19 protein-coding genes and 1 pseudogene are annotated in these 19,695 nt (G+C 41.4%); 19 read left to right on the plus strand and 1 reads right to left on the minus strand.

What is annotated here, in order from left to right; all coding sequences use genetic code 11:
* Positions 1-224, minus strand: a pseudogene (locus tag WKI42_RS05350) (LTA synthase family protein); the annotation flags it as partial.
* A 116-nt stretch (positions 225-340) separates the two neighbouring features.
* Between WKI42_RS05350 and WKI42_RS05355 the strand changes: the two are divergent.
* From WKI42_RS05355 to thrB, 19 genes are all read left to right on the plus strand, one after another.
* Positions 341-1,504, plus strand: a complete 1,164-nt coding sequence (locus tag WKI42_RS05355) for a class I SAM-dependent rRNA methyltransferase (protein WP_368081377.1) — start codon at positions 341-343, stop codon at positions 1,502-1,504.
* Positions 1,501-2,178: a type I 3-dehydroquinate dehydratase gene (gene aroD / locus WKI42_RS05360; RefSeq protein ID WP_368081378.1), complete on the plus strand. Its 678-nt coding sequence runs from the start codon at positions 1,501-1,503 to the stop codon at positions 2,176-2,178. Before WKI42_RS05355 ends, aroD begins: the two co-directional genes overlap by 4 nt.
* Positions 2,168-3,022: a shikimate dehydrogenase gene (locus WKI42_RS05365; protein ID WP_368081379.1), complete on the plus strand. Its 855-nt coding sequence runs from the start codon at positions 2,168-2,170 to the stop codon at positions 3,020-3,022. The genes aroD and WKI42_RS05365 overlap by 11 nt, the downstream gene beginning before the upstream one ends.
* Before the next feature lie 18 nt (positions 3,023-3,040).
* Positions 3,041-4,108, plus strand: coding sequence for a 3-dehydroquinate synthase (gene aroB, locus WKI42_RS05370; RefSeq protein WP_368081380.1), 1,068 nt, complete (start codon positions 3,041-3,043; stop codon positions 4,106-4,108).
* Between the two features lie 9 nt (positions 4,109-4,117).
* Positions 4,118-5,284, plus strand: coding sequence for a chorismate synthase (gene aroC, locus WKI42_RS05375; protein ID WP_368081381.1), 1,167 nt, complete (start codon positions 4,118-4,120; stop codon positions 5,282-5,284).
* 9 nt (positions 5,285-5,293) lie between these two features.
* Positions 5,294-6,397, plus strand: a complete 1,104-nt coding sequence (locus tag WKI42_RS05380) for a prephenate dehydrogenase (RefSeq protein ID WP_368081382.1) — start codon at positions 5,294-5,296, stop codon at positions 6,395-6,397.
* A gap of 10 nt (positions 6,398-6,407) precedes the next feature.
* Positions 6,408-6,746 carry a YlbF/YmcA family competence regulator gene (locus WKI42_RS05385; RefSeq protein WP_070478366.1) on the plus strand — a complete coding sequence of 113 codons (339 nt, stop codon included), beginning with the start codon at positions 6,408-6,410 and terminating at the stop codon, positions 6,744-6,746.
* 91 nt (positions 6,747-6,837) lie between these two features.
* Positions 6,838-8,121 (plus strand): 3-phosphoshikimate 1-carboxyvinyltransferase, encoded by a 1,284-nt coding sequence (gene aroA, locus WKI42_RS05390; protein ID WP_368081383.1) that lies wholly within the window; start codon positions 6,838-6,840, stop codon positions 8,119-8,121.
* Positions 8,114-8,590 (plus strand): shikimate kinase, encoded by a 477-nt coding sequence (locus WKI42_RS05395; protein WP_368081384.1) that lies wholly within the window; start codon positions 8,114-8,116, stop codon positions 8,588-8,590. Before aroA ends, WKI42_RS05395 begins: the two co-directional genes overlap by 8 nt.
* Positions 8,587-9,435: a prephenate dehydratase gene (gene pheA / locus WKI42_RS05400; RefSeq protein ID WP_368081385.1), complete on the plus strand. Its 849-nt coding sequence runs from the start codon at positions 8,587-8,589 to the stop codon at positions 9,433-9,435. Before WKI42_RS05395 ends, pheA begins: the two co-directional genes overlap by 4 nt.
* Complete coding sequence (gene psr, locus WKI42_RS05405) at positions 9,432-10,706, plus strand: polyisoprenyl-teichoic acid--peptidoglycan teichoic acid transferase Psr (protein WP_301351086.1); 1,275 nt, start codon at positions 9,432-9,434, stop codon at positions 10,704-10,706. The genes pheA and psr overlap by 4 nt, the downstream gene beginning before the upstream one ends.
* 125 nt (positions 10,707-10,831) lie before the next feature.
* Complete coding sequence (locus WKI42_RS05410; RefSeq protein ID WP_368081386.1) at positions 10,832-11,677, plus strand: phosphorylcholine transferase LicD; 846 nt, start codon at positions 10,832-10,834, stop codon at positions 11,675-11,677.
* Positions 11,667-12,770 (plus strand): glycosyltransferase, encoded by a 1,104-nt coding sequence (locus tag WKI42_RS05415; RefSeq protein WP_368081387.1) that lies wholly within the window; start codon positions 11,667-11,669, stop codon positions 12,768-12,770. The genes WKI42_RS05410 and WKI42_RS05415 overlap by 11 nt, the downstream gene beginning before the upstream one ends.
* A gap of 1 nt (position 12,771) precedes the next feature.
* Positions 12,772-13,758: a glycosyltransferase family 2 protein gene (locus WKI42_RS05420; RefSeq protein WP_173306737.1), complete on the plus strand. Its 987-nt coding sequence runs from the start codon at positions 12,772-12,774 to the stop codon at positions 13,756-13,758.
* A 15-nt stretch (positions 13,759-13,773) separates the two neighbouring features.
* Complete coding sequence (locus WKI42_RS05425) at positions 13,774-15,243, plus strand: O-antigen polysaccharide polymerase Wzy (RefSeq protein WP_173306738.1); 1,470 nt, start codon at positions 13,774-13,776, stop codon at positions 15,241-15,243.
* Complete coding sequence (locus WKI42_RS05430; protein WP_368081388.1) at positions 15,236-16,270, plus strand: prephenate dehydratase; 1,035 nt, start codon at positions 15,236-15,238, stop codon at positions 16,268-16,270. The genes WKI42_RS05425 and WKI42_RS05430 overlap by 8 nt, the downstream gene beginning before the upstream one ends.
* A 314-nt stretch (positions 16,271-16,584) precedes the next feature.
* Complete coding sequence (gene mecA, locus WKI42_RS05435; protein ID WP_368081389.1) at positions 16,585-17,322, plus strand: adaptor protein MecA; 738 nt, start codon at positions 16,585-16,587, stop codon at positions 17,320-17,322.
* Between the two features lie 150 nt (positions 17,323-17,472).
* Positions 17,473-18,759 carry a homoserine dehydrogenase gene (locus WKI42_RS05440; protein ID WP_368081390.1) on the plus strand — a complete coding sequence of 429 codons (1,287 nt, stop codon included), beginning with the start codon at positions 17,473-17,475 and terminating at the stop codon, positions 18,757-18,759.
* A gap of 1 nt (position 18,760) precedes the next feature.
* Complete coding sequence (gene thrB, locus WKI42_RS05445; RefSeq protein WP_368081391.1) at positions 18,761-19,630, plus strand: homoserine kinase; 870 nt, start codon at positions 18,761-18,763, stop codon at positions 19,628-19,630.
* Positions 19,631-19,695 lie beyond the last annotated feature (65 nt).

The raw sequence follows: 19,695 nt of genomic DNA on the forward strand, positions 1-19,695 counted from the left end.
CGAGCATAGAGGGCTAGAGCCAGCAGGAGTAGCCCCAAAGGAAGGGGATTGAAAAAGGCGATAAAGGCAAGGTAATTTCCCTGCAACTTGCCCACTTGAATATCTAAATTAAAGTCAACGGCATAGGCTAATAAGGTTTTGAGCCAATAGAGGATTAAAAGGGTTAGGACAAAACCCAGTCTGGTACCCATGGCTTTTTGGATTTTGTTAAAATTGCTTTTCACACATTTACTTCCTAATTTTTTATTAGTATTAGTATACCATTTTTTAAAAGAAGAGTAAAAAAGCAAGGGTAGTTTCTTTTTTGAGAATTGTCTAAAAGTTTGATATAATGGTAGTTATGAATAGAATAAGAGTCAGCAAAAGGGTTGAAAAGAAGCTCGCTAAGGGGCTAGTTTTACTAGAAGCCAGTGATCTTGAGAATGTCAATCTTAAGGATCAGGAAGTAGAAGTGCAGAGTCAGGAAGGAACCTTTCTTGGAACTGCCTACCTTTCGCAGCAAAACAAGGGCTTGGGCTGGTTTGTTAGCAAAGACAAGGTGATCTTTAATCAAGCTTTCTTTGAAACGTTGTTTAGAAAAGCCAAAGAAAAGAGAAGCGCCTACTATCAAGATGATTTGACAACTGCCTTTCGTCTCTTCAACCAAGAGGGAGATGGCTTTGGCGGTCTGACAGTGGACCTTTATGGCGACTATGCTGTCTTTTCTTGGTATAACTCTTATGTTTATCAGATTCGTAAGACTATATCAGAAGCCTTTAGACAGGTTTTTCCTGAGGTTTTAGGAGCCTATGAGAAGATTCGTTTTAAGGGTTTGGACTATGAATCTGCCCATATTTATGGTCAAGAAGCACCTGACTTTTTCACTGTTTTAGAAAATGGTGTCCTCTATCAAGTCTTTATGAATGACGGCTTGATGACAGGGATTTTCCTAGACCAGCATGAAGTTCGAAGTAGTCTGGTTGATGGATTGGCTATGGGTAAATCCTTGCTCAATATGTTTTCTTATACAGCAGCCTTCTCAGTAGCTGCAGCTATGGGGGGAGCAAGTCAGACAACTTCTGTTGACCTAGCCAAACGTTCACGAGAATTGTCTCAAGCGCATTTTCAGGCAAATGGAATCAGCACAGACGAGCATCGTTTTATAGTCATGGATGTCTTTGAATATTTCAAATATGCCAAACGAAAAGGCTTGACTTACGATGTGATTGTCCTAGATCCGCCTAGCTTTGCTCGGAACAAAAAACAAACGTTCTCTGTGGCCAAGGATTATCACAAGTTGATTTCCCAGAGTCTTGAGATTTTAAATCCTGGAGGAATCATCATTGCCAGTACCAATGCTGCCAATGTTTCCCGCCAGAAATTTACAGAACAAATTGATAAAGGCTTTGTAGGAAGAAGTTACCAGATTTTAAATAAATACGGTCTTCCAGCAGATTTCGCCTATAATAAAAAAGATGAAAGTAGTAATTACCTCAAGGTGATTAGTATGAAGGTTAGTAAATGAAATTGATCGTTTCAGTAATGCCAAGAAGTTTAGAGGAGGCCCAGGCTCTGGATGCCACGAGGTACCTGGATGCCGACATCATTGAATGGCGTGCCGACTATCTGCCTAAAGAAGCGATTTTGCAGGTGGCTCCAGCTATTTTTGAAAAATTCGCAGGTCGTGAGTTGGTTTTCACGCTGCGAACTCGCTCTGAAGGGGGAGAAATTGAACTTTCTCCAGAAGAATATATCCATCTAATCAAGGAAGTGGCGCAACTCTATCAACCAGACTATATTGATTTTGAGTACTATAGCTACAAGGATGTTTTTGAGGAAATGTTGGACTTTCCAAATCTCATTTTGAGTTATCACAATTTCCAAGAAACACCTGAGAACATGATGGAAATCTTGTCAGAGTTGACGAGCTTAAATCCAAAACTTGTCAAGGTTGCGGCTATGGCTCATACGGAGCAGGATGTCTTAGACTTGATGAACTATACACGAGGCTTTAAAACCCTCAATCCTGAACAGGAATATGTGACCATTTCTATGGGCAAGGTGGGTAAGGTCTCTCGTATCACTGCGGATGTGACTGGTTCTAGCTGGTCCTTTGCTAGTCTAGATGAGGCAAGTGCCCCAGGTCAGATTTCCCTAGCTAACATGAAAAAAATTCGGGAGATTTTGGATGAAGCTTGATGGCTATACACGTTTAGCTGCCGTTGTTGCCAATCCTATTAAGCATTCTATTTCCCCCTTTATTCACAATAGTGCCTTTGAGGCGACAGCTACCAATGGTGCTTACGTGGCTTGGGAGATTGAAGCGGCTGACTTGGAAGTCACAGTGGCCAATATTCGTCGCTACCAGATGTTTGGCATCAACCTGTCCATGCCCTATAAGGAGCAGGTGATTCCTTATTTGGATGGGCTGAGCGATGAAGCACGCTTGATTGGTGCGGTTAATACGGTTGTCAATGAGAATGGCAATTTAATTGGATATAATACAGATGGCAAGGGATTTTTTAAGAGCTTGCCTTCTTTTACAATTTCAGGTAAGAAGATGACCCTGCTGGGTGCAGGTGGTGCGGCCAAATCAATCTTGGCACAGGCTATTTTGGATGGCGTCAGTCAGATTTCGGTCTTTGTTCGTTCCGTTTCTATGGTAAAAACAAGACCTTACCTAGACAAGTTACAGGAGCAAACAGGCTTTAAAGTGGACTTGTATGCTTTAGAAGATGTTTCGGAACTGCAAGCAAGGATTGCCGAGTCGGATTTGCTGGTCAATGCCACCAGTGTGGGCATGGATGGTAAATCATCCCCAGTTCCTGAAAGCATCAATTTGCCAGAAACTATCTTGGTGGCAGATATTATTTACCAACCCTTTGAAACGCCATTTTTAAAATGGGCTAGGAGGCAGGGCAATCCAGCCGTCAATGGTCTGGGAATGTTGCTCTATCAAGCTGCAGAAGCTTTTCAACTGTGGACAGGCAAGGAAATGCCGACAGAAGAAATTTGGCAGTCTTTAACAGAAAAATACCAATAAAGAAAAGGAGATTCTCCTATGAAAATCAGAATCGATATTCCTCATCATCCTTATGATATTCAGATTGAAAAAGGTTGTCTGGCTCAGGCTGGTCAATGGTTGCGAGAACTCTGGCAACCACAAAAAGTGGTCATTGTAACAGACAACCATGTAGCTTCTCTTTATGCAGAGAAGGTCAAGCTCAGCCTAGAAGATGCTGGTTTTCAGGTAGCGGTTTTTGACTTTTTAGAAGGTGAAGAAAGAAAGAATTTAACCACTGTTCAGAAAGTCTATGAATTTCTAGTTAAGCAGGGGCTGACTCGTAGTGACGGAATCGTGGCTCTTGGTGGTGGTGTCGTTGGGGACTTGGCTGGTTTTGTAGCCTCTACCTATATGCGGGGTATTCACTTTGTTCAGATACCGACTAGCTTGACAGCCCAGGTGGATTCTTCTATCGGTGGAAAGACGGGTGTTAATACTCCATTTGCTAAAAATATGGTGGGGACCTTTGCCCAACCAGACGGGGTTCTGATTGACCCACTTGTTCTTGAAACCCTCGGAAAAAGAGAGTTGCTTGAAGGAATGGGTGAAGTTATCAAGTATGGCTTGATTGAGGATCCAGAACTTTGGGCTCTCTTGACGGAGCTGGATGGTTCTGTTGAGAGCATTCTGGAATATGCAGAGACCTTGATTGAACATTCTTGTCAGGTCAAGCGCAAGATGGTAGTTGAGGATGAGTTGGACAATGGTGTACGCCTTTACCTCAATTTTGGCCACACTATTGGTCATGCTATTGAAGCAACTGCCGGTTATGGAAAGGTCATGCATGGTGAGGCTGTGGCTATGGGAATGGTTCAGATTTCCAAGATTGCTGAGGAAAAGGGACTCATGCCAGCTGGCATTACGCAATCTATCACAAAGATGTGTCAGAAATTTGGACTACCTGTTGACTATGAAAACTGGGATGTTGACAAGCTTTATCAGGCTTTGACTCATGATAAGAAAGCGCGTGGCAATACCTTGAAATTGGTCTTGGTGCCAGAGCTTGGCTCAGCGACCATTCACCCAGTTTCTCTGGAAGAGATGAAAGACTACTTGGTAAAATAAGGAGAGTGTATGAGATATTTAACTGCAGGAGAATCACACGGTCCCCGTCTGACGGCTATCATTGAAGGAATTCCAGCTGGACTTCCTTTGACAGCAGAGGACATCAATGAGGATTTGAAACGTCGTCAGGGTGGATACGGCCGAGGTGGTCGTATGAAGATTGAGAGCGACCAAGTTATCTTTACTTCGGGTGTTCGCCATGGGAGGACTACTGGGGCTCCCATTACCATGGATGTCGTCAATAAGGACCATCAGAAATGGTTGGATATCATGTCTGCGGAGGACATTGAAGACCGCCTTAAAAGCAAACGAAAAATCACCCATCCTCGCCCAGGACATGCCGATTTGGTTGGGGGGATCAAGTACCGTTTTGATGATTTGCGTAATTCCTTGGAGCGCTCATCTGCTCGTGAAACCACCATGCGGGTGGCAGTTGGCGTAGTAGCCAAACGCCTCTTGGTTGAGCTGGATATGGAGATTGCCAACCATGTCGTGGTCTTTGGTGGCAAGGAAATCGATGTACCTGAAAATCTGACAGTGGCTGAAATCAAGCAACGAGCTGCCCAGTCAGAAGTTTCTATTGTCAACCAAGAACGGGAACAGGAAATCAAGGACTACATTGACCAAATCAAGCGTGACGGTGATACCATCGGTGGAGTTGTCGAGACAGTCGTTGGAGGCGTACCAGTCGGCCTTGGTTCCTATGTCCAATGGGACAGAAAATTGGATGCGCGATTGGCCCAAGCCGTTGTTTCTATCAATGCTTTTAAAGGGGTGGAATTTGGTCTTGGCTTTGAAGCTGGTTACCGCAAAGGTAGCCAGGTTATGGATGAAATTCTCTGGTCTAAAGAAGACGGCTATACTCGTCGCACCAATAATCTGGGTGGCTTTGAAGGTGGTATGACTAATGGGCAACCCATTGTTGTTCGTGGAGTCATGAAACCTATTCCTACTCTCTACAAACCACTTATGAGTGTGGATATCGAAACCCACGAACCTTACAAGGCAACTGTTGAGAGAAGTGATCCGACCGCCCTTCCAGCTGCAGGAGTGGTCATGGAAGCCGTTGTGGCTACGGTTTTGGCACAAGAAATCCTTGAAAAATTCTCATCAGACAATCTTGAGGAATTAAAAGAAGCGGTAGCTAAACACCGAGACTATACAAAGAACTATTAAGGAGTTCCTATGGCAAAAACAGTCTATATCGCAGGCCTTGGATTGATTGGTGCCTCTATGGCACTCGGCATCAAACGCGATCATCCTGATTATGAGATTTTGGGTTATAATCGAAGTCAAGCTTCGAGAGATATCGCCTTGAAAGAAGGCATGATTGACCGTGCAACGGATGATTTTGCCAGTTTTGCTCCTTTGGCAGATATCATTATTCTTAGCTTGCCAATCAAACAAACCATTGCTTTCATTAAGGAGTTGGCCGACTTGGACTTGAAAGAAGGCGTGATTATCTCAGATGCTGGTTCGACCAAGTCAGCCATTGTGGATGCGGCGGAGCAATATTTGGCTGGTAAGCCTGTTCGCTTTGTCGGGGCACATCCCATGGCTGGTAGCCACAAGACAGGGGCTGCTTCTGCGGATGTTAATCTTTTTGAAAATGCCTATTATATCTTTACACCTTCGAGTCTGACAGGTCAGGACACGCTTGAGGAAATGAGGGACTTGCTTTCAGGTCTTCATGCTCGTTTTATCGAGATTGATGCCAAGGAGCATGATCGGGTGACTTCTCAGATTAGCCATTTTCCTCATATTCTAGCTTCTAGTCTCATGGAGCAGACCGCGGTCTATGCTCAAGAACATGAGATGGCAAGGCGCTTTGCGGCCGGTGGTTTTCGAGATATGACTCGAATTGCGGAAAGCGATCCGGGTATGTGGACTTCCATTCTCTTGTCCAATCGTGAGACTATCCTAGAGCGGATTGAGGATTTCAAGGAACGTTTGGAAGCGATTGGTCAGGCCATCAGCAAGGGAGATGAAGAGCAGATTTGGAACTTTTTCAATCAAGCGCGTGAGCAACGTCAGGCCATGGAAATCCATAAGCGTGGTGGTGTGGATAGCTCTTACAACCTCTATGTTGACGTTCCCGATGAAGAAGACGTTATTTTACGAATCTTGGAATTGCTACGTGGAACTTCCTTGGTTAATATTCACATCAATGAGGAAAACCGTGAGGATATTCACGGGATCCTACAAATTTCATTTAAAAATGCTCAAGACTTGGAACGAGCCGAGTACCTCATAACAGAAAATACCGACTACACAGTCGTCATCAAATAAGGAGAAAATCATGTCAAATATTTACGATAGTGCAAACGAACTCAGTCGCGGTCTACGCGAATTACCAGAATACAAGGCTGTCAAAGCGGCTAAAGATGCGATTGCAGCAGACGCTGAGGCGAGCAAAATCTTTACAGAATATGTTGCTTTCCAAGAGGAAATTCAAAAACTAGCGCAGACAGGTCAAATGCCAGATGCATCCTTCCAAGCGAAGATGGAAGGCTTTGGCAAGCAGATTCAGGGGAACAGCCTCTTGTCAGAATTCTTTACCAAGCAACAACAATTGGCGATTTACCTTTCTGACATTGAAAAAATTGTTTTCGAACCAGTTTCAGAATTGCTAAAATAAGAAAATAACTATCCTAAAGTCAGAAATTTTTAAGGAATTTCTGGCTTTTTATGATAAAATAGGTAAAAGTATTGCAAGTATGAGGTCCAGTATGAAACTAAAAACAAACATTCGCCATTTACATGGTAGTATCCGCGTCCCAGGTGACAAGTCTATCAGCCACCGTTCCATTATCTTTGGAAGTTTAGCTGAGGGAGAGACCAAGGTTTATGATATTTTGCGTGGCGAGGACGTTCTTTCGACCATGCAGGTTTTTCGTGACCTTGGTGTTGAAATTGAGGATAAAGATGGGGTTATTACTATTCAAGGTGTAGGCATGGATGGCTTGAAAGCGCCACAAAATGCCCTTGATATGGGAAATTCTGGAACCTCGATTCGTCTGATTTCAGGTGTCCTTGCTGGTGCAGACTTTGAAGTAGAAATGTTTGGAGATGATAGTCTTTCCAAACGTCCAATGGACCGTGTGACTATTCCATTGAAAAAAATGGGCGTTAGCATTTCGGGACAAACTGAGCGAGACTTGCCTCCTCTTCACTTAAAAGGGACGAAAAACCTAAGACCTATTCATTATGGGTTGCCAATTGCCTCTGCCCAAGTCAAGTCAGCCTTGATGTTTGCAGCTTTGCAGGCCCAGGGAGAGTCTGTAATTATCGAAAAAGAGTGCACCCGTAATCATACTGAAGATATGTTGCAACAATTCGGTGGTCATTTAAGTGTGGATGGCAAGAAAATCACAGTTCAAGGACCACAAAAATTGTCAGGACAAAAGGTGGTTGTTCCAGGAGATATTTCCAGTGCAGCCTTTTGGTTGGTCGCAGGTTTGATTGTTTCAAACTCTCGTGTGGTGCTTAAGAATGTGGGCATCAACGAAACGCGCACCGGTATCATTGATGTTATTCGCGCCATGGGTGGAAAATTGGAAATAACTGAAATTGACCCAGTTGCTAAATCTGCTACCTTGACTATTGAATCTTCTGACTTGAAAGGAACAGAGATTGGTGGCGCTTTGATTCCACGCTTGATTGATGAGTTGCCAGTTATCGCTCTACTTGCGACCCAAGCCCAAGGTGTAACAGTTATCAAGGATGCTGAGGAACTCAAGGTCAAGGAAACAGACCGTATTCAGGTGGTGGCAGATGCTTTAAATAGCATGGGTGCGGATATCACCCCTACAGCAGATGGAATGATTATCAAAGGGAAATCCGCCCTTCACGGTGCTAGAGTCAATACTTTTGGAGACCATCGTATCGGCATGATGACGGCTATCGCGGCCCTCTTGGTTGCAGATGGAGAGGTGGATCTTGATCGTGCTGAAGCTATCAATACCAGCTATCCTAGCTTCTTTGATGATTTGGAGAACTTGATTCATGGCTAAGGTATTACTCGGATTTATGGGGGCTGGCAAATCGACTATTGCAAGAGGCTTGGACCCAGATTATCTCGATATGGATGCTCTGATAGAGAAGCGCTTAGGCATGTCTATTGCGAATTTTTTCGCCGAAAAGGGAGAAGTGACCTTTCGTCAGATAGAGTCTGAAGTCCTAGCTGATTTACTAGAAACAAATCAAGTTGTGTCAACTGGTGGAGGAGTGGTCATTTCTCAGAAAAATCGCGACTTACTCAAAACCAATTCTGATAATATCTATCTGAAAGCTGATTTTGAAACCCTCTACCAACGTATCGCAGCTGATAAGGACAATCAGCGCCCGCTTTTTCTAAATAATAGCAAGGATGAACTAGCAGCTATTTTTCAAGAAAGACAGGCCTGGTATGAGGAAGTAGCCAGTCGGATTTTGGATGTGACCAAGTTAAGCCCAGAGGAAATTATAGAGGAACTGAGATGAAAATTGCTTATCTAGGTCCCAAGGGATCATTTTCACACCACGTTGTGCAGACAGCTTTTCCTCATGAGGAATTGCAGGCTTTTGCCAATATTACAGATGTCATCAAGGCCTATGAGCAAGGTTTGGTGGACTATTCTGTGGTGCCAGTTGAAAATTCTATCGAGGGTAGTGTTCATGAAACCTTGGACTACCTTTTTCATCAGGCTCGCATTCAAGCAGTTGCAGAAATCGTTCAGCCTATTCATCAGCAGTTGATGGTGGTTCTAGGTCACACTAAGATTGAAAAGATTTTTTCTCATCCACAGGCCTTGGCTCAAGGAAAGAAATTTATCGATGAACAGTATCCAGAGGCTCAAATCGAGGTAACAGCTAGTACAGCTTATGCGGCCCGTTTTATTTCCGAACATCCAGACCAGCCTTATGCAGCCATTGCACCTAGAAGTTCTGCCGAAGAATATGGCTTAGAACTGATTGCTGAAGATATTCAGGAAATGGAAGCTAATTTCACACGTTTCTGGGTTCTGGGAGCTGAAGGTACAGCTATTCCTTTGCAGGTACAAACTGAAAAAATGAGTTTGGCATTGACCTTACCTGACAATCTTCCCGGTGCCCTCTACAAGGCCCTTTCGACCTTTGCTTGGCGAGGAATTGACCTGACAAAAATTGAAAGTCGTCCACTCAAGACAGCACTGGGCGAATACTTTTTCATTATCGATGTAGACTATACTGATAAGGATCTGGTCCACTTTGCCCAAAAAGAACTAGAAGCAATTGGAATCCAGTATAAAGTTCTGGGTGCCTATCCGATTTATCCAATATCAGACCATGGAAAGGAGAGAAGATGAGTAAAGAAAATCCTCTCAGTCATCATGAAAAATTACGTTATGATTATTTGCTAAAAAATATTCACTATCTCAATGAGAGAGAAAAAAATGAGTTTGCCTATTTGCAAGAAAAGCTAACTCTTGCTAGGGTAAATAGTAGTTCCAGCTTGGAACAAGAAAGAGAAGAGCAGGTTGACTTACCAAGCTATGCGAACCGGAGTCGCTCACAATCCAAATCACAAGCACACTCTGCTCCTCCCAAAAAGAAAAGACGGAAGCTCCGTCTTAAACGCATTTTTATGGTGATTTTCTCTCTTCTAGTCTGTGTGGCTTTAGCCATGGTATTCATGTTTTTACGTGGTTATCAAGATGCTAGTGCAAAGAAAACTGCTGATGCTAAGGCAGCACAGGTTCAAGTCTTTAATGGTCAAGATACCAGAGATGGAGTTAATATTTTGATCATGGGTACTGATGGGCGAATCGGTCAAAATAGTGCTGAGACGCGGACGGACTCTATTATGGTATTAAATGTTGGCGGTTCGGATAAGAAAATGAAGCTGGTCAGCTTCATGCGTGACAATTTGGTTTATATAGACGGTTACAGCCAAGTCATTAACGGTAGAAAACAGACGGATAACAAGTTAAACGTAGCCTATGAGTTAGGAGAACAAGAGGGGCAAAAAGGGGCAGAAATGGTTCGCCAAGTCTTGAAAGATAATTTTGACTTGGACATTAAGTACTACGCCTTGGTCGATTTTCAGGCCTTTGCCACAGCGATTGACACGCTTTTCCCTGATGGGGTGACAATTGATGCTCAATTTTCAACATTGAATGGGCGTCCACTAACAGAAGCTACAGTCGGAGATGATTTACACGCTACTGAGACTGAGTCTCCAACCCAAACCATCAAAGTCGGGAAGCAGCAGATGAACGGCTCGACCCTGCTCAATTATGCTCGTTTCCGTGATGACGATGAGGCGGATTACGGCCGTACCAAAAGACAGCAACAAGTTTTAACAGCAATTTTAGAGCAAATTAAAGATCCTACTAAACTTTTCACTGGTTCTGAAGCTCTTGGAAAGGTTTTTGCTATGACCTCAACCAACGCACCCTATACTTTCCTCCTAACAAACGGTTTATCTGTTTTGGATGGAGCAAAAAATGGTATTGAAAAATTGACGATTCCAGAACTGGGTGACTGGGTAGATGCCTATGATGTTTATGGAGGCTTGGGCTTGCTGGTTGATCAAAACAAATATCAGAATAAATTGTCTCAGATGGGTTTGAGATAAAATAAGATAGGAGAATCAAAGCTTGAAGGCTATTTATCTAGCAGTCAGGCTTTGATTTTTTACAGTCTCTAATAGATTTTCACCCCCTATTTGTGGTATAATGAAACGATACGATAGAAAGAATAATGAATAATATGACTGATTTAAAAGCAATTCAGGATCGTAGCCTGGAGATGGCTGAATATTTTGTGGCTTTTTGTAAAGAACATGATTTGCTTTGCTATCTCTGTGGGGGAGGCGCTATTGGTGCCCTTCGAAACAAGGGTTTCATTCCTTGGGATGACGACCTAGACTTTTTTATGCCCCGTAAGGATTATGAAAAATTGGCAGAATTATGGCCTCGTTATGCAGATGAGCGTTATTTCTTGTCAAAGAGTAACAAGGATTTTGTCGACCGCAATCTTTTTATTACTATTCGTGACAAGGAAACGACTTGTATTAAGCCTTATCAGCAAGATTTGGATTTGCCACATGGTCTGGCCTTGGATGTTTTGCCTTTGGATTATTATCCGAAAAATCCAGCTGAGCGGAAAAAACAGGTTCGTTGGGCTTTGATTTATTCACTCTTTTGTGCCCAAACTATTCCAGAAAAACATGGTGCACTTATGAAGTGGGGAAGCCGTATTTTACTGGGGTTGACTCCAAAATCTCTCCGTTATCGCATTTGGAAAAAAGCTGAAAAAGAAATGACCAAGTACAGTCTAGCTGAGAGCGATGGAATCACGGAATTATGCTCAGGTCCTGGCTACATGAGAAACAAGTACCCAATCGCATCTTTTGAGGATAATCTTTTCTTACCATTTGAAGGGACAAAGATGCCTATTCCAGTTGGTTATGATGCCTATCTCAGTACTGCTTTTGGAGACTACATGACACCTCCGCCAGCAAATAAGCAAGTACCGCATCATGATACTGTCATCGCTGATATGGATAAGTCTTATACAGAATACAAGGGAGAATATGGTGGCTAAGAAAAAAATATTATTTTTTATGTGGTCTTTTTCTCTCGGAGGTGGCGCAGAGAAGATTCTGTCTACCATTGTTTCAAATCTGGATCCAGAAAAGTATGATATTGATATTCTTGAAATGGAGCACTTTGACAAGGGATACGAATCTGTTCCCAAGCATGTAGGCATTTTAAAATCCCTTCAAGATTACCGCCAAGCTAGATGGTTACGAGCTTTTTTGTGGAGAATGAGAATTTATTTTCCAAGATTGACACGTCGCTTACTGGTGAAAGATGACTATGATGTTGAAGTTTCCTTTACCATTATGAATCCTCCACTTTTGTTCTCTAAAAGAAGAGAAGTCAAGAAGATCTCTTGGATTCATGGAAGTATCGAAGAATTTCTTAAGGATAGCTCCAAAAGAGAATCACATAGACGCCAGTTGGATGCTGCGAATACCATTGTAGGAATTTCAAAAAAGACCAGCAATTCTATCAAGGAAGTCTATCCAGATTATGCTTCTAAATTACAGACAGTCTACAATGGATATGATTTTAAGACTATTTTAGAAAAATCTCAAGAGAAGATCGATATCGAGATTGCTCCTCAAAGTATCTGTACCATCGGACGGATTGAGGAAAATAAGGGTTCTGACCGTGTGGTGGAAGTGATACGGTTATTGCACCAAGAGGGGAAAAACTATCATCTCTATTTTATCGGAGCTGGTGATATGGAAGAGGAACTGAAAAAACGAGTTAAAGAGTATGAGCTTGAAGACTATGTGCATTTCCTTGGTTATCAAAAAAATCCATACCAGTATTTGTCTCAGATGAAGATCCTCTTGTCTATGTCTAAACAAGAAGGTTTTCCTGGGGTGTATGTGGAGGCCTTGAGCCTTGGAATCCCTTTTGTCTCTACGGATGTTGGAGGTGCTGAGGAACTATCCCAAGAAGGAAGATTTGGACAAATCATTGAGAGCAATCAAGAGGCAGCTCAGGCAATTACGAACTATATGACTTCTGCCTCAAACTTTGATGTCGATGAGGCTAGTCAATTCATTCAACAATTTACAATTGCCAAACAAATCGAACAAGTAGAAAAACTATTAGAGGAGTAGCATGGAAACTGCATTAATTAGTGTGATTGTGCCAGTCTATAATGTGGCGCAGTACCTAGAAAAATCGATAGCTTCCATTCAGAAGCAGACCTATCAAAATCTGGAAATCATTCTTGTTGATGATGGTGCAACAGATGAAAGTGGTCGCTTGTGTGATTCAATCGCTGAACTAGATGATAGGGTGTCAGTGCTTCATAAAAAGAATGAAGGTTTGTCACAAGCACGAAATGATGGAATGAAGCAGGCTCACGGAGATTATCTGATTTTTATTGACTCAGATGATTATATCCATCCAGAAATGATTCAGAGCTTATATGAGCAATTAATTCAAGAAGATGCGGATGTTTCGAGCTGTGGTGTCATGAATGTCTATTCTAATGATGAAAGCCCACAGTCAGCCAATCAGGATGATTATTTTGTCTGTGATTCTCAAACATTTCTAAAGGAATACCTCATAGGTGAAAAAATACCTGGAACGATCTGCAATAAGCTAATCAGGAGAGAGATTGCAACTGCCCTATCCTTTCCAAAGGGATTGATTTATGAAGATGCTTATTATCATTTTGATTTAATCAAGTTGGCTAAGAAGTACGTTGTTAATACTAAACCCTATTATTATTATTTCCATAGAGGGGATAGTATTACGACCAAACCCTATGCAGAGAAGGATTTAGCCTATATTGATATCTACCAAAAGTTTTACAATGAAGTTATGAAAAACTATCCTGATTTGAAAGAGGTCGCTTTTTTCAGATTGGCCTATGCCCACTTCTTTATTCTGGATAAGATGTTACTAGATGATCAGTATAAACAATTTGAAGCCTATTCTCAGATTCATCGTTTTTTAAAAGGCCATGCCTTTGCTATTGCTAGGAATCCAATTTTCCGTAAGGGGAGAAGAATTAGTGCTTTGGCTCTATTCATAAATATTTCCTTATACCGATTCTTATTACTGAAAAATATTGAAAAATCTAAAAAATTACATTAGAACGGGGGTGAGCAAGTGATTGATGGAAAACGATTATTATTTAGTTTGACCCTAGTCAGTTATGCCTTGACGCTAGTAAGTGGAATTGTGTATCTGTTTAATAATAACAATGTTAGCTTGCTTTCTACTTTATTGTTCTTACTGGTTAGTAGCTTAATTGCTTGTTGGAATGATATCAAGTATTACTTAATCCATTTTATTTTCTATTTAACTATTTTTGTCTTTCTGGTATCAAGACCGACCATTGATTATTTTAGAGATGGCGCTTTGGATACCTATCATCCCATAGCCTATCGTTTTGCCTTTATAGTTGTCATGGTTTCGATATTGGGATTGACCACAGGAGGCGTCCTGGCTCGTTACTTCATAGCTAGGAAGAAAATAAAAGTAGCAAATATAGGAAATTCTCTAAAAGAGGTTTATATCAAGCGGTTACGCTTTGTATCGCTAGGAGTTTTTCTTCTCACCTATCCTTTCTATTTCATTCGGTTATTCGAACGGCTCTTGTATCGCTTGCAGACGTCCTACTATGCCTACTATGCAAATTTTGAAAGTAAACTTCCCTATTTTACCTATATCTTATCAACCTTTACGGTCTATGCAATGTGTATGTATCTGGCAACCAAGCCAAAGAAATGGCAGGCCACAGCAGTGCTTGTCTCCTTTATTGCAGCCAATACTATTCATTTGGCAATTGGGACACGAAATCCCTTTATTTTAAGTATTTTATTTGCTTTCGTTTATTACTTCATGCGGGAGCAAACTGAAAAGGGAAAATGGATTGGGTTTAAAGAAAAGTTAGCGATTTTTGTGGGTTCTCCTATTCTCATGTTAGCGATGGGAGTGCTCAATTATGTACGGGATAATGTTCAGGTTTCCCATACAGGTTTCTGGGATATCTTACTTGACTTTATCTATAAACAAGGGACTAGTTTTGGTGTTCTGGCTCGAGGTTTTCTATTTAACAGTAGCCTCCCTTACCGAGATTTCCGTAATTTTACTTTTGGTCCTGTTCTTGATTATTTTGCAAGGGGAAGTTTGGGGGCCATTTTCGGAGGAAAAGCCTTTGAACACACAACCAATAGTGTGGAGCTAGCTATTGATAGTAATAGTTATGCCCACAACCTGTCCTATCTTGTTTTGAACAAGGAATACTTGAAAGGACATGGTATCGGAAGTAGCTATATCATGGAGTTGTATACAGACTATGGTATGATAGGAGTCTTTCTACTTAGTCTCTTACTTGGCATGCTATTTATAGCCATGTTGCAAGTAGCCTATCGCTCAAGAACAATCCTATTTGCTTTGTCCCTACTCATCTTGAATAATCTATTCTTTATGCCAAGAAGTAGCTTTTCAGAAAGTTTCTTCAATCTATTTACAATGCAATTCTGGGGAATTGTTCTTGTGATGATATTTGTAGCAAAAATGCTTACAAAGGAAAACCAGTATCTACTAAACAAAGGAGAAAAAAATCATGTTTGAACATTATTCAGTAGCTGATTTATTTGCAAATCTTTACAAAAAACGAAAAGCAAATATTTTAGCTCTCATCGCTTTATTTGCTCTCATTGCTGTACCATTCACAATTAAAGCTGTTAAGAATAAAAATACTGTCAAAGACACAACAAGTTATTCAACTTATATCAGCTATAAAATCACCCCTCCAGAAGATTCAGCTAAAACGATTTTGAATCATCAAATTGGTGGTTATAGTGATTTCTACGGGAAATTGATTGATGGGAATTTGAATGGAGCTTATCTTTTCAATGATGTAGAACCGAGTGAACTGAAAAAAATGGCCAGTGAATTAGACACGACAGAAACAACCTTGAAAAATTCAACGAATGACTATTGGTGGAAAAAATTGACCGTCTACTATATGATTGACGATGCAGGGGTCGGTGTGAAAATTTTGACACCAAGTAAAGATGTCAATGACTTGTTAGAGCGAAAAATTGATGGATTGATTGAGAAATTTAAACATACCTATGCAAATGTGAAAATTGAAAAACTGGAAACCATCAACTCTAAAGAATTGAATGCAAATGGTGAGACAGCGCTTGGATTGAATGTGAAGAATTTGATTCTCCGTTTAGCTGTTATTGGAGTAGTCTGTGTGATTTTGGTTGTGATGGGAAATGTATTGGTTTATCTCTTTAACCCAACAATCAATAGAGCAGGTGATTTTTCTCAGTATCAAATTGATTTTGTAACAGAGATTACAACAATTGCTAACCTAGCAGATGTCTTGTCATACAAAAATGCTGGACAGGAATTGACCATTGTTAGCTCAAATAAAGCTATCCTAGATAAATTGAAACAGAGTCAAGAGGCTTTAAAAGGAATGCATTTTGTCGATTTACAAGATGTGCCATCGCTTTTGGAAAGAGATACAGTCCTTCTTGTTGAAGAGTACGGAGTGACTCGTTATAAGAAGTTTGAGCAAAGTCTTCAAATTCTCAGAAACTTAAATCGTTCTATCCTCGGTGTAGCAACCTTTAAATTATAAGCATTCTGATGCATCAGGTCTTCAAAGTTGGCTAAGAGCCGATTTTGAAGGCTTTTTCTATTTGTTAGCAGAAATTTTCTTTTATACTCAATGAAAATCAAAAATCAAACTAGGAAGCTAGCCGCAGGTTGCTCAAAACACTGTTTTGAGGTTGCAGATAGAGCTGACGTGGTTTGAAGAGATTTTCGAAGAGTATTAGAGTCTTCTACAGAAGTTACCCTATGGAAAATCTATCCCGACAGAGGAGCCTTCTTTTGATAAAATCGTAAAAATCTAGTATAATAGATAGAACTGAAAGTATGAGGTTACTAGCAATGAAAATGAAACAAATTAGTGATACAACTTTGAAAATCACGATGTCTTTAGAAGATTTGATGGATCGAGGAATGGAGATTGCTGACTTTCTCGTTCCTCAGGAAAAAACAGAAGAGTTCTTTTATGCTATCTTGGATGAGTTAGAGATGCCTGATAGCTTTCTGGATACAGGCATGTTGAGCTTCCGTGTGACTCCAAAACCTGATAAGGTAGATGTCTTTGTAACTAAATCAAAGATTGACCAAAATCTAGATTTTGAAGACTTATCGGATTTGCCAGATATGGAAGAATTGGCTCAAATGTCTCCAGATGAATTTATCAAAACCCTGGAAAAAAGCATCGCAGACAAAACCAAGGATGATATCGAAGCCATTCAATCTCTAGAGCAAGTCGAAGCCAAGGAAGAAGAGCAGGAGCAGGAACAACAAGAAGTTGAAAGCAAGAAAGAGCCTTACATCTATTACATCCTTTCTTTTGCTAAGTTGGCTGACTTGGTGGCTTTTGCCCAGACAGTGACTTTTGAGATGGAAACTTCTGAACTCTACAAGATGAATGGGCGCTATTATTTGACCATTTTAGTGGATATTGAAAATCATCCAAGTCCATATCCAGCTTGGCTGTTGGCCCGTATGCGCGAGTTTGCGGACGATAGTGATATCAGTCGCTCTGTTTTGCAAGAGTATGGCCAAGTCTTGATGAATCACGATGCAGTGCTGAATTTGCAAAAGATTGGATAATCATTTCTGGAAAGCTATTTTCAGATTTTAAGGAGAGCGAATCGTCTGATTCGTTTTTTCTTTTTATACTGAAATAGTGATTTACTATAATAGGAATTTTCACAAAATTCTGTTATAATGGCTATATTAGAAAATTTCGAGGAGACAAACATGACAGTTAAAATTGCTTTACTAGGATTTGGTACCGTTGCAAGTGGTGTGCCTTTCCTCCTAAAGGAAAATGGAGAAAAAATCAATCAATCAGCACATTCAGAGATTGAAGTTGCTAAGGTATTGGTCAAGGATGAAGATGAAAAGAATCGCTTGCTTGCAGCAGGAAATGACTTTAACTTTGTAACCAATGTGGATGATATTTTGTCAGACCAAGCCATTACCATCGTAGTGGAATTGATGGGGCGTATCGAACCTGCTAAAACCTTTATCACTCGTGCCTTGGAAGCTGGGAAACACGTTGTTACTGCTAACAAGGACCTTTTGGCTGTCCATGGTGCAGAATTGTTAGAAATCGCTAAAGCTAACAAGGTAGCACTTTACTACGAAGCAGCAGTAGCTGGTGGTATTCCAATTCTTCGTACCTTGGCAAATTCCTTGGCTTCTGATAAAATCACGCGTGTGCTTGGTGTCGTTAACGGAACTTCTAACTTTATGATGACCAAGATGGTCGAAGAAGGCTGGTCTTACGATGATGCTCTTGCGGAAGCACAAAGACTAGGTTTTGCAGAAAGTGACCCTACAAATGACGTAGATGGGATTGATGCCGCCTACAAGATGGTGATTTTGAGCCAATTTGCCTTTGGCATGAAGGTTGCCTTTGACGATGTAGCCCACAAGGGAATCCGCAACATTACACCAGAAGACGTAGCTGTAGCACAAGAGCTTGGTTATGTAGTGAAATTGGTTGGTTCTATTGAGGAAACTCCTTCAGGAATTGCTGCGGAAGTAACTCCAACCTTCCTACCTAAAGCGCACCCACTTGCTAGTGTGAATGGGGTAATGAACGCTGTCTTTGTAGAATCTATCGGTATTGGTGAGTCTATGTACTACGGACCAGGTGCTGGTCAAAAACCAACTGCAACAAGTGTTGTGGCGGACATTGTCCGTATCGTTCGTCGCCTGAATGATGGAACCATTGGTAAAGACTTCAACGAATACAGCCGTGACTTGGTCTTGGCAAATCCAGAGGATGTCAAAGCAAATTACTACTTCTCAATCTTGGCACCAGACTCAAAAGGTCAGGTCTTGAAGTTGGCTGAAATCTTTAATGCCCAAGATATTTCCTTCAAGCAAATCCTCCAAGATGGAAAAGAGGGTGACAAGGCGCGTGTCGTTATCATCACACACAAGATTAATAAAGCCCAGCTTGAAAATGTCTCAGCTGAATTGAAGAAGGTTTCAGAATTCGACCTCTTGAATACCTTTAAGGTGCTAGGAGAATAAGATGAAGATTATTGTACCTGCAACCAGTGCCAATATCGGGCCAGGATTTGACTCGGTCGGTGTAGCTGTAACCAAGTATCTTCAAATTGAGGTCTGTGAAGAACGAGATGAGTGGCTGATTGAACACCAGATTGGCAAATGGATTCCCCACGATGAGCGTAATCTCTTGCTCAAAATCGCTTTGCAAATTGTACCAGATTTGCAGCCAAGACGTTTGAAAATGACTAGTGATGTTCCCTTGGCGCGTGGTTTGGGTTCTTCTAGCTCTGTTATTGTTGCTGGGATTGAACTAGCCAACCAATTAGGCAATCTTAACTTATCTGACCATGAAAAGTTGCAGTTGGCGACCAAGATTGAGGGACATCCAGATAATGTGGCTCCAGCCATTTATGGTAATCTCGTTATTGCAAGCTCAGTTGATGGACAAGTTTCTGCTATCGTAGCAGACTTCCCAGAGTGTGATTTTCTAGCCTATATTCCAAACTATGAATTGCGTACTCGAGACAGCCGTGGCGTCTTGCCTAAGAAATTGTCTTACAAGGAAGCTGTTGCAGCTAGTTCTATCGCCAATGTGGCGGTTGCTGCCTTGTTGGTAGGAGATATGGTGACAGCTGGTCAAGCAATCGAGGGAGACCTCTTCCATGAACGCTATCGTCAGGACTTGGTGAGAGAATTTGCGACGATTAAGCAAGTGGCCAAAGAAAATGGTGCCTATGCAACCTACCTCTCTGGTGCTGGGCCGACAGTTATGGTCTTGGCTTCTCATGACAAGATACCAACGATTAAGGCAGAATTGGAAAAGCAACCTTTCAAAGGAAAACTTCATGACTTGAAGGTTGATACCCAAGGTGTCCGTGTAGAAGCAAAATAAAGAATAGAAGATAGGATGGGGAAACTCTCGACCAGAGGGCTTCCTATCCTTTTTTTGAAAAGAAG

Source organism: Streptococcus pseudopneumoniae, from assembly GCF_038148935.1.
In the GTDB taxonomy this organism is placed as follows: Bacteria; Bacillota; Bacilli; order Lactobacillales; family Streptococcaceae; genus Streptococcus; species Streptococcus pseudopneumoniae_U.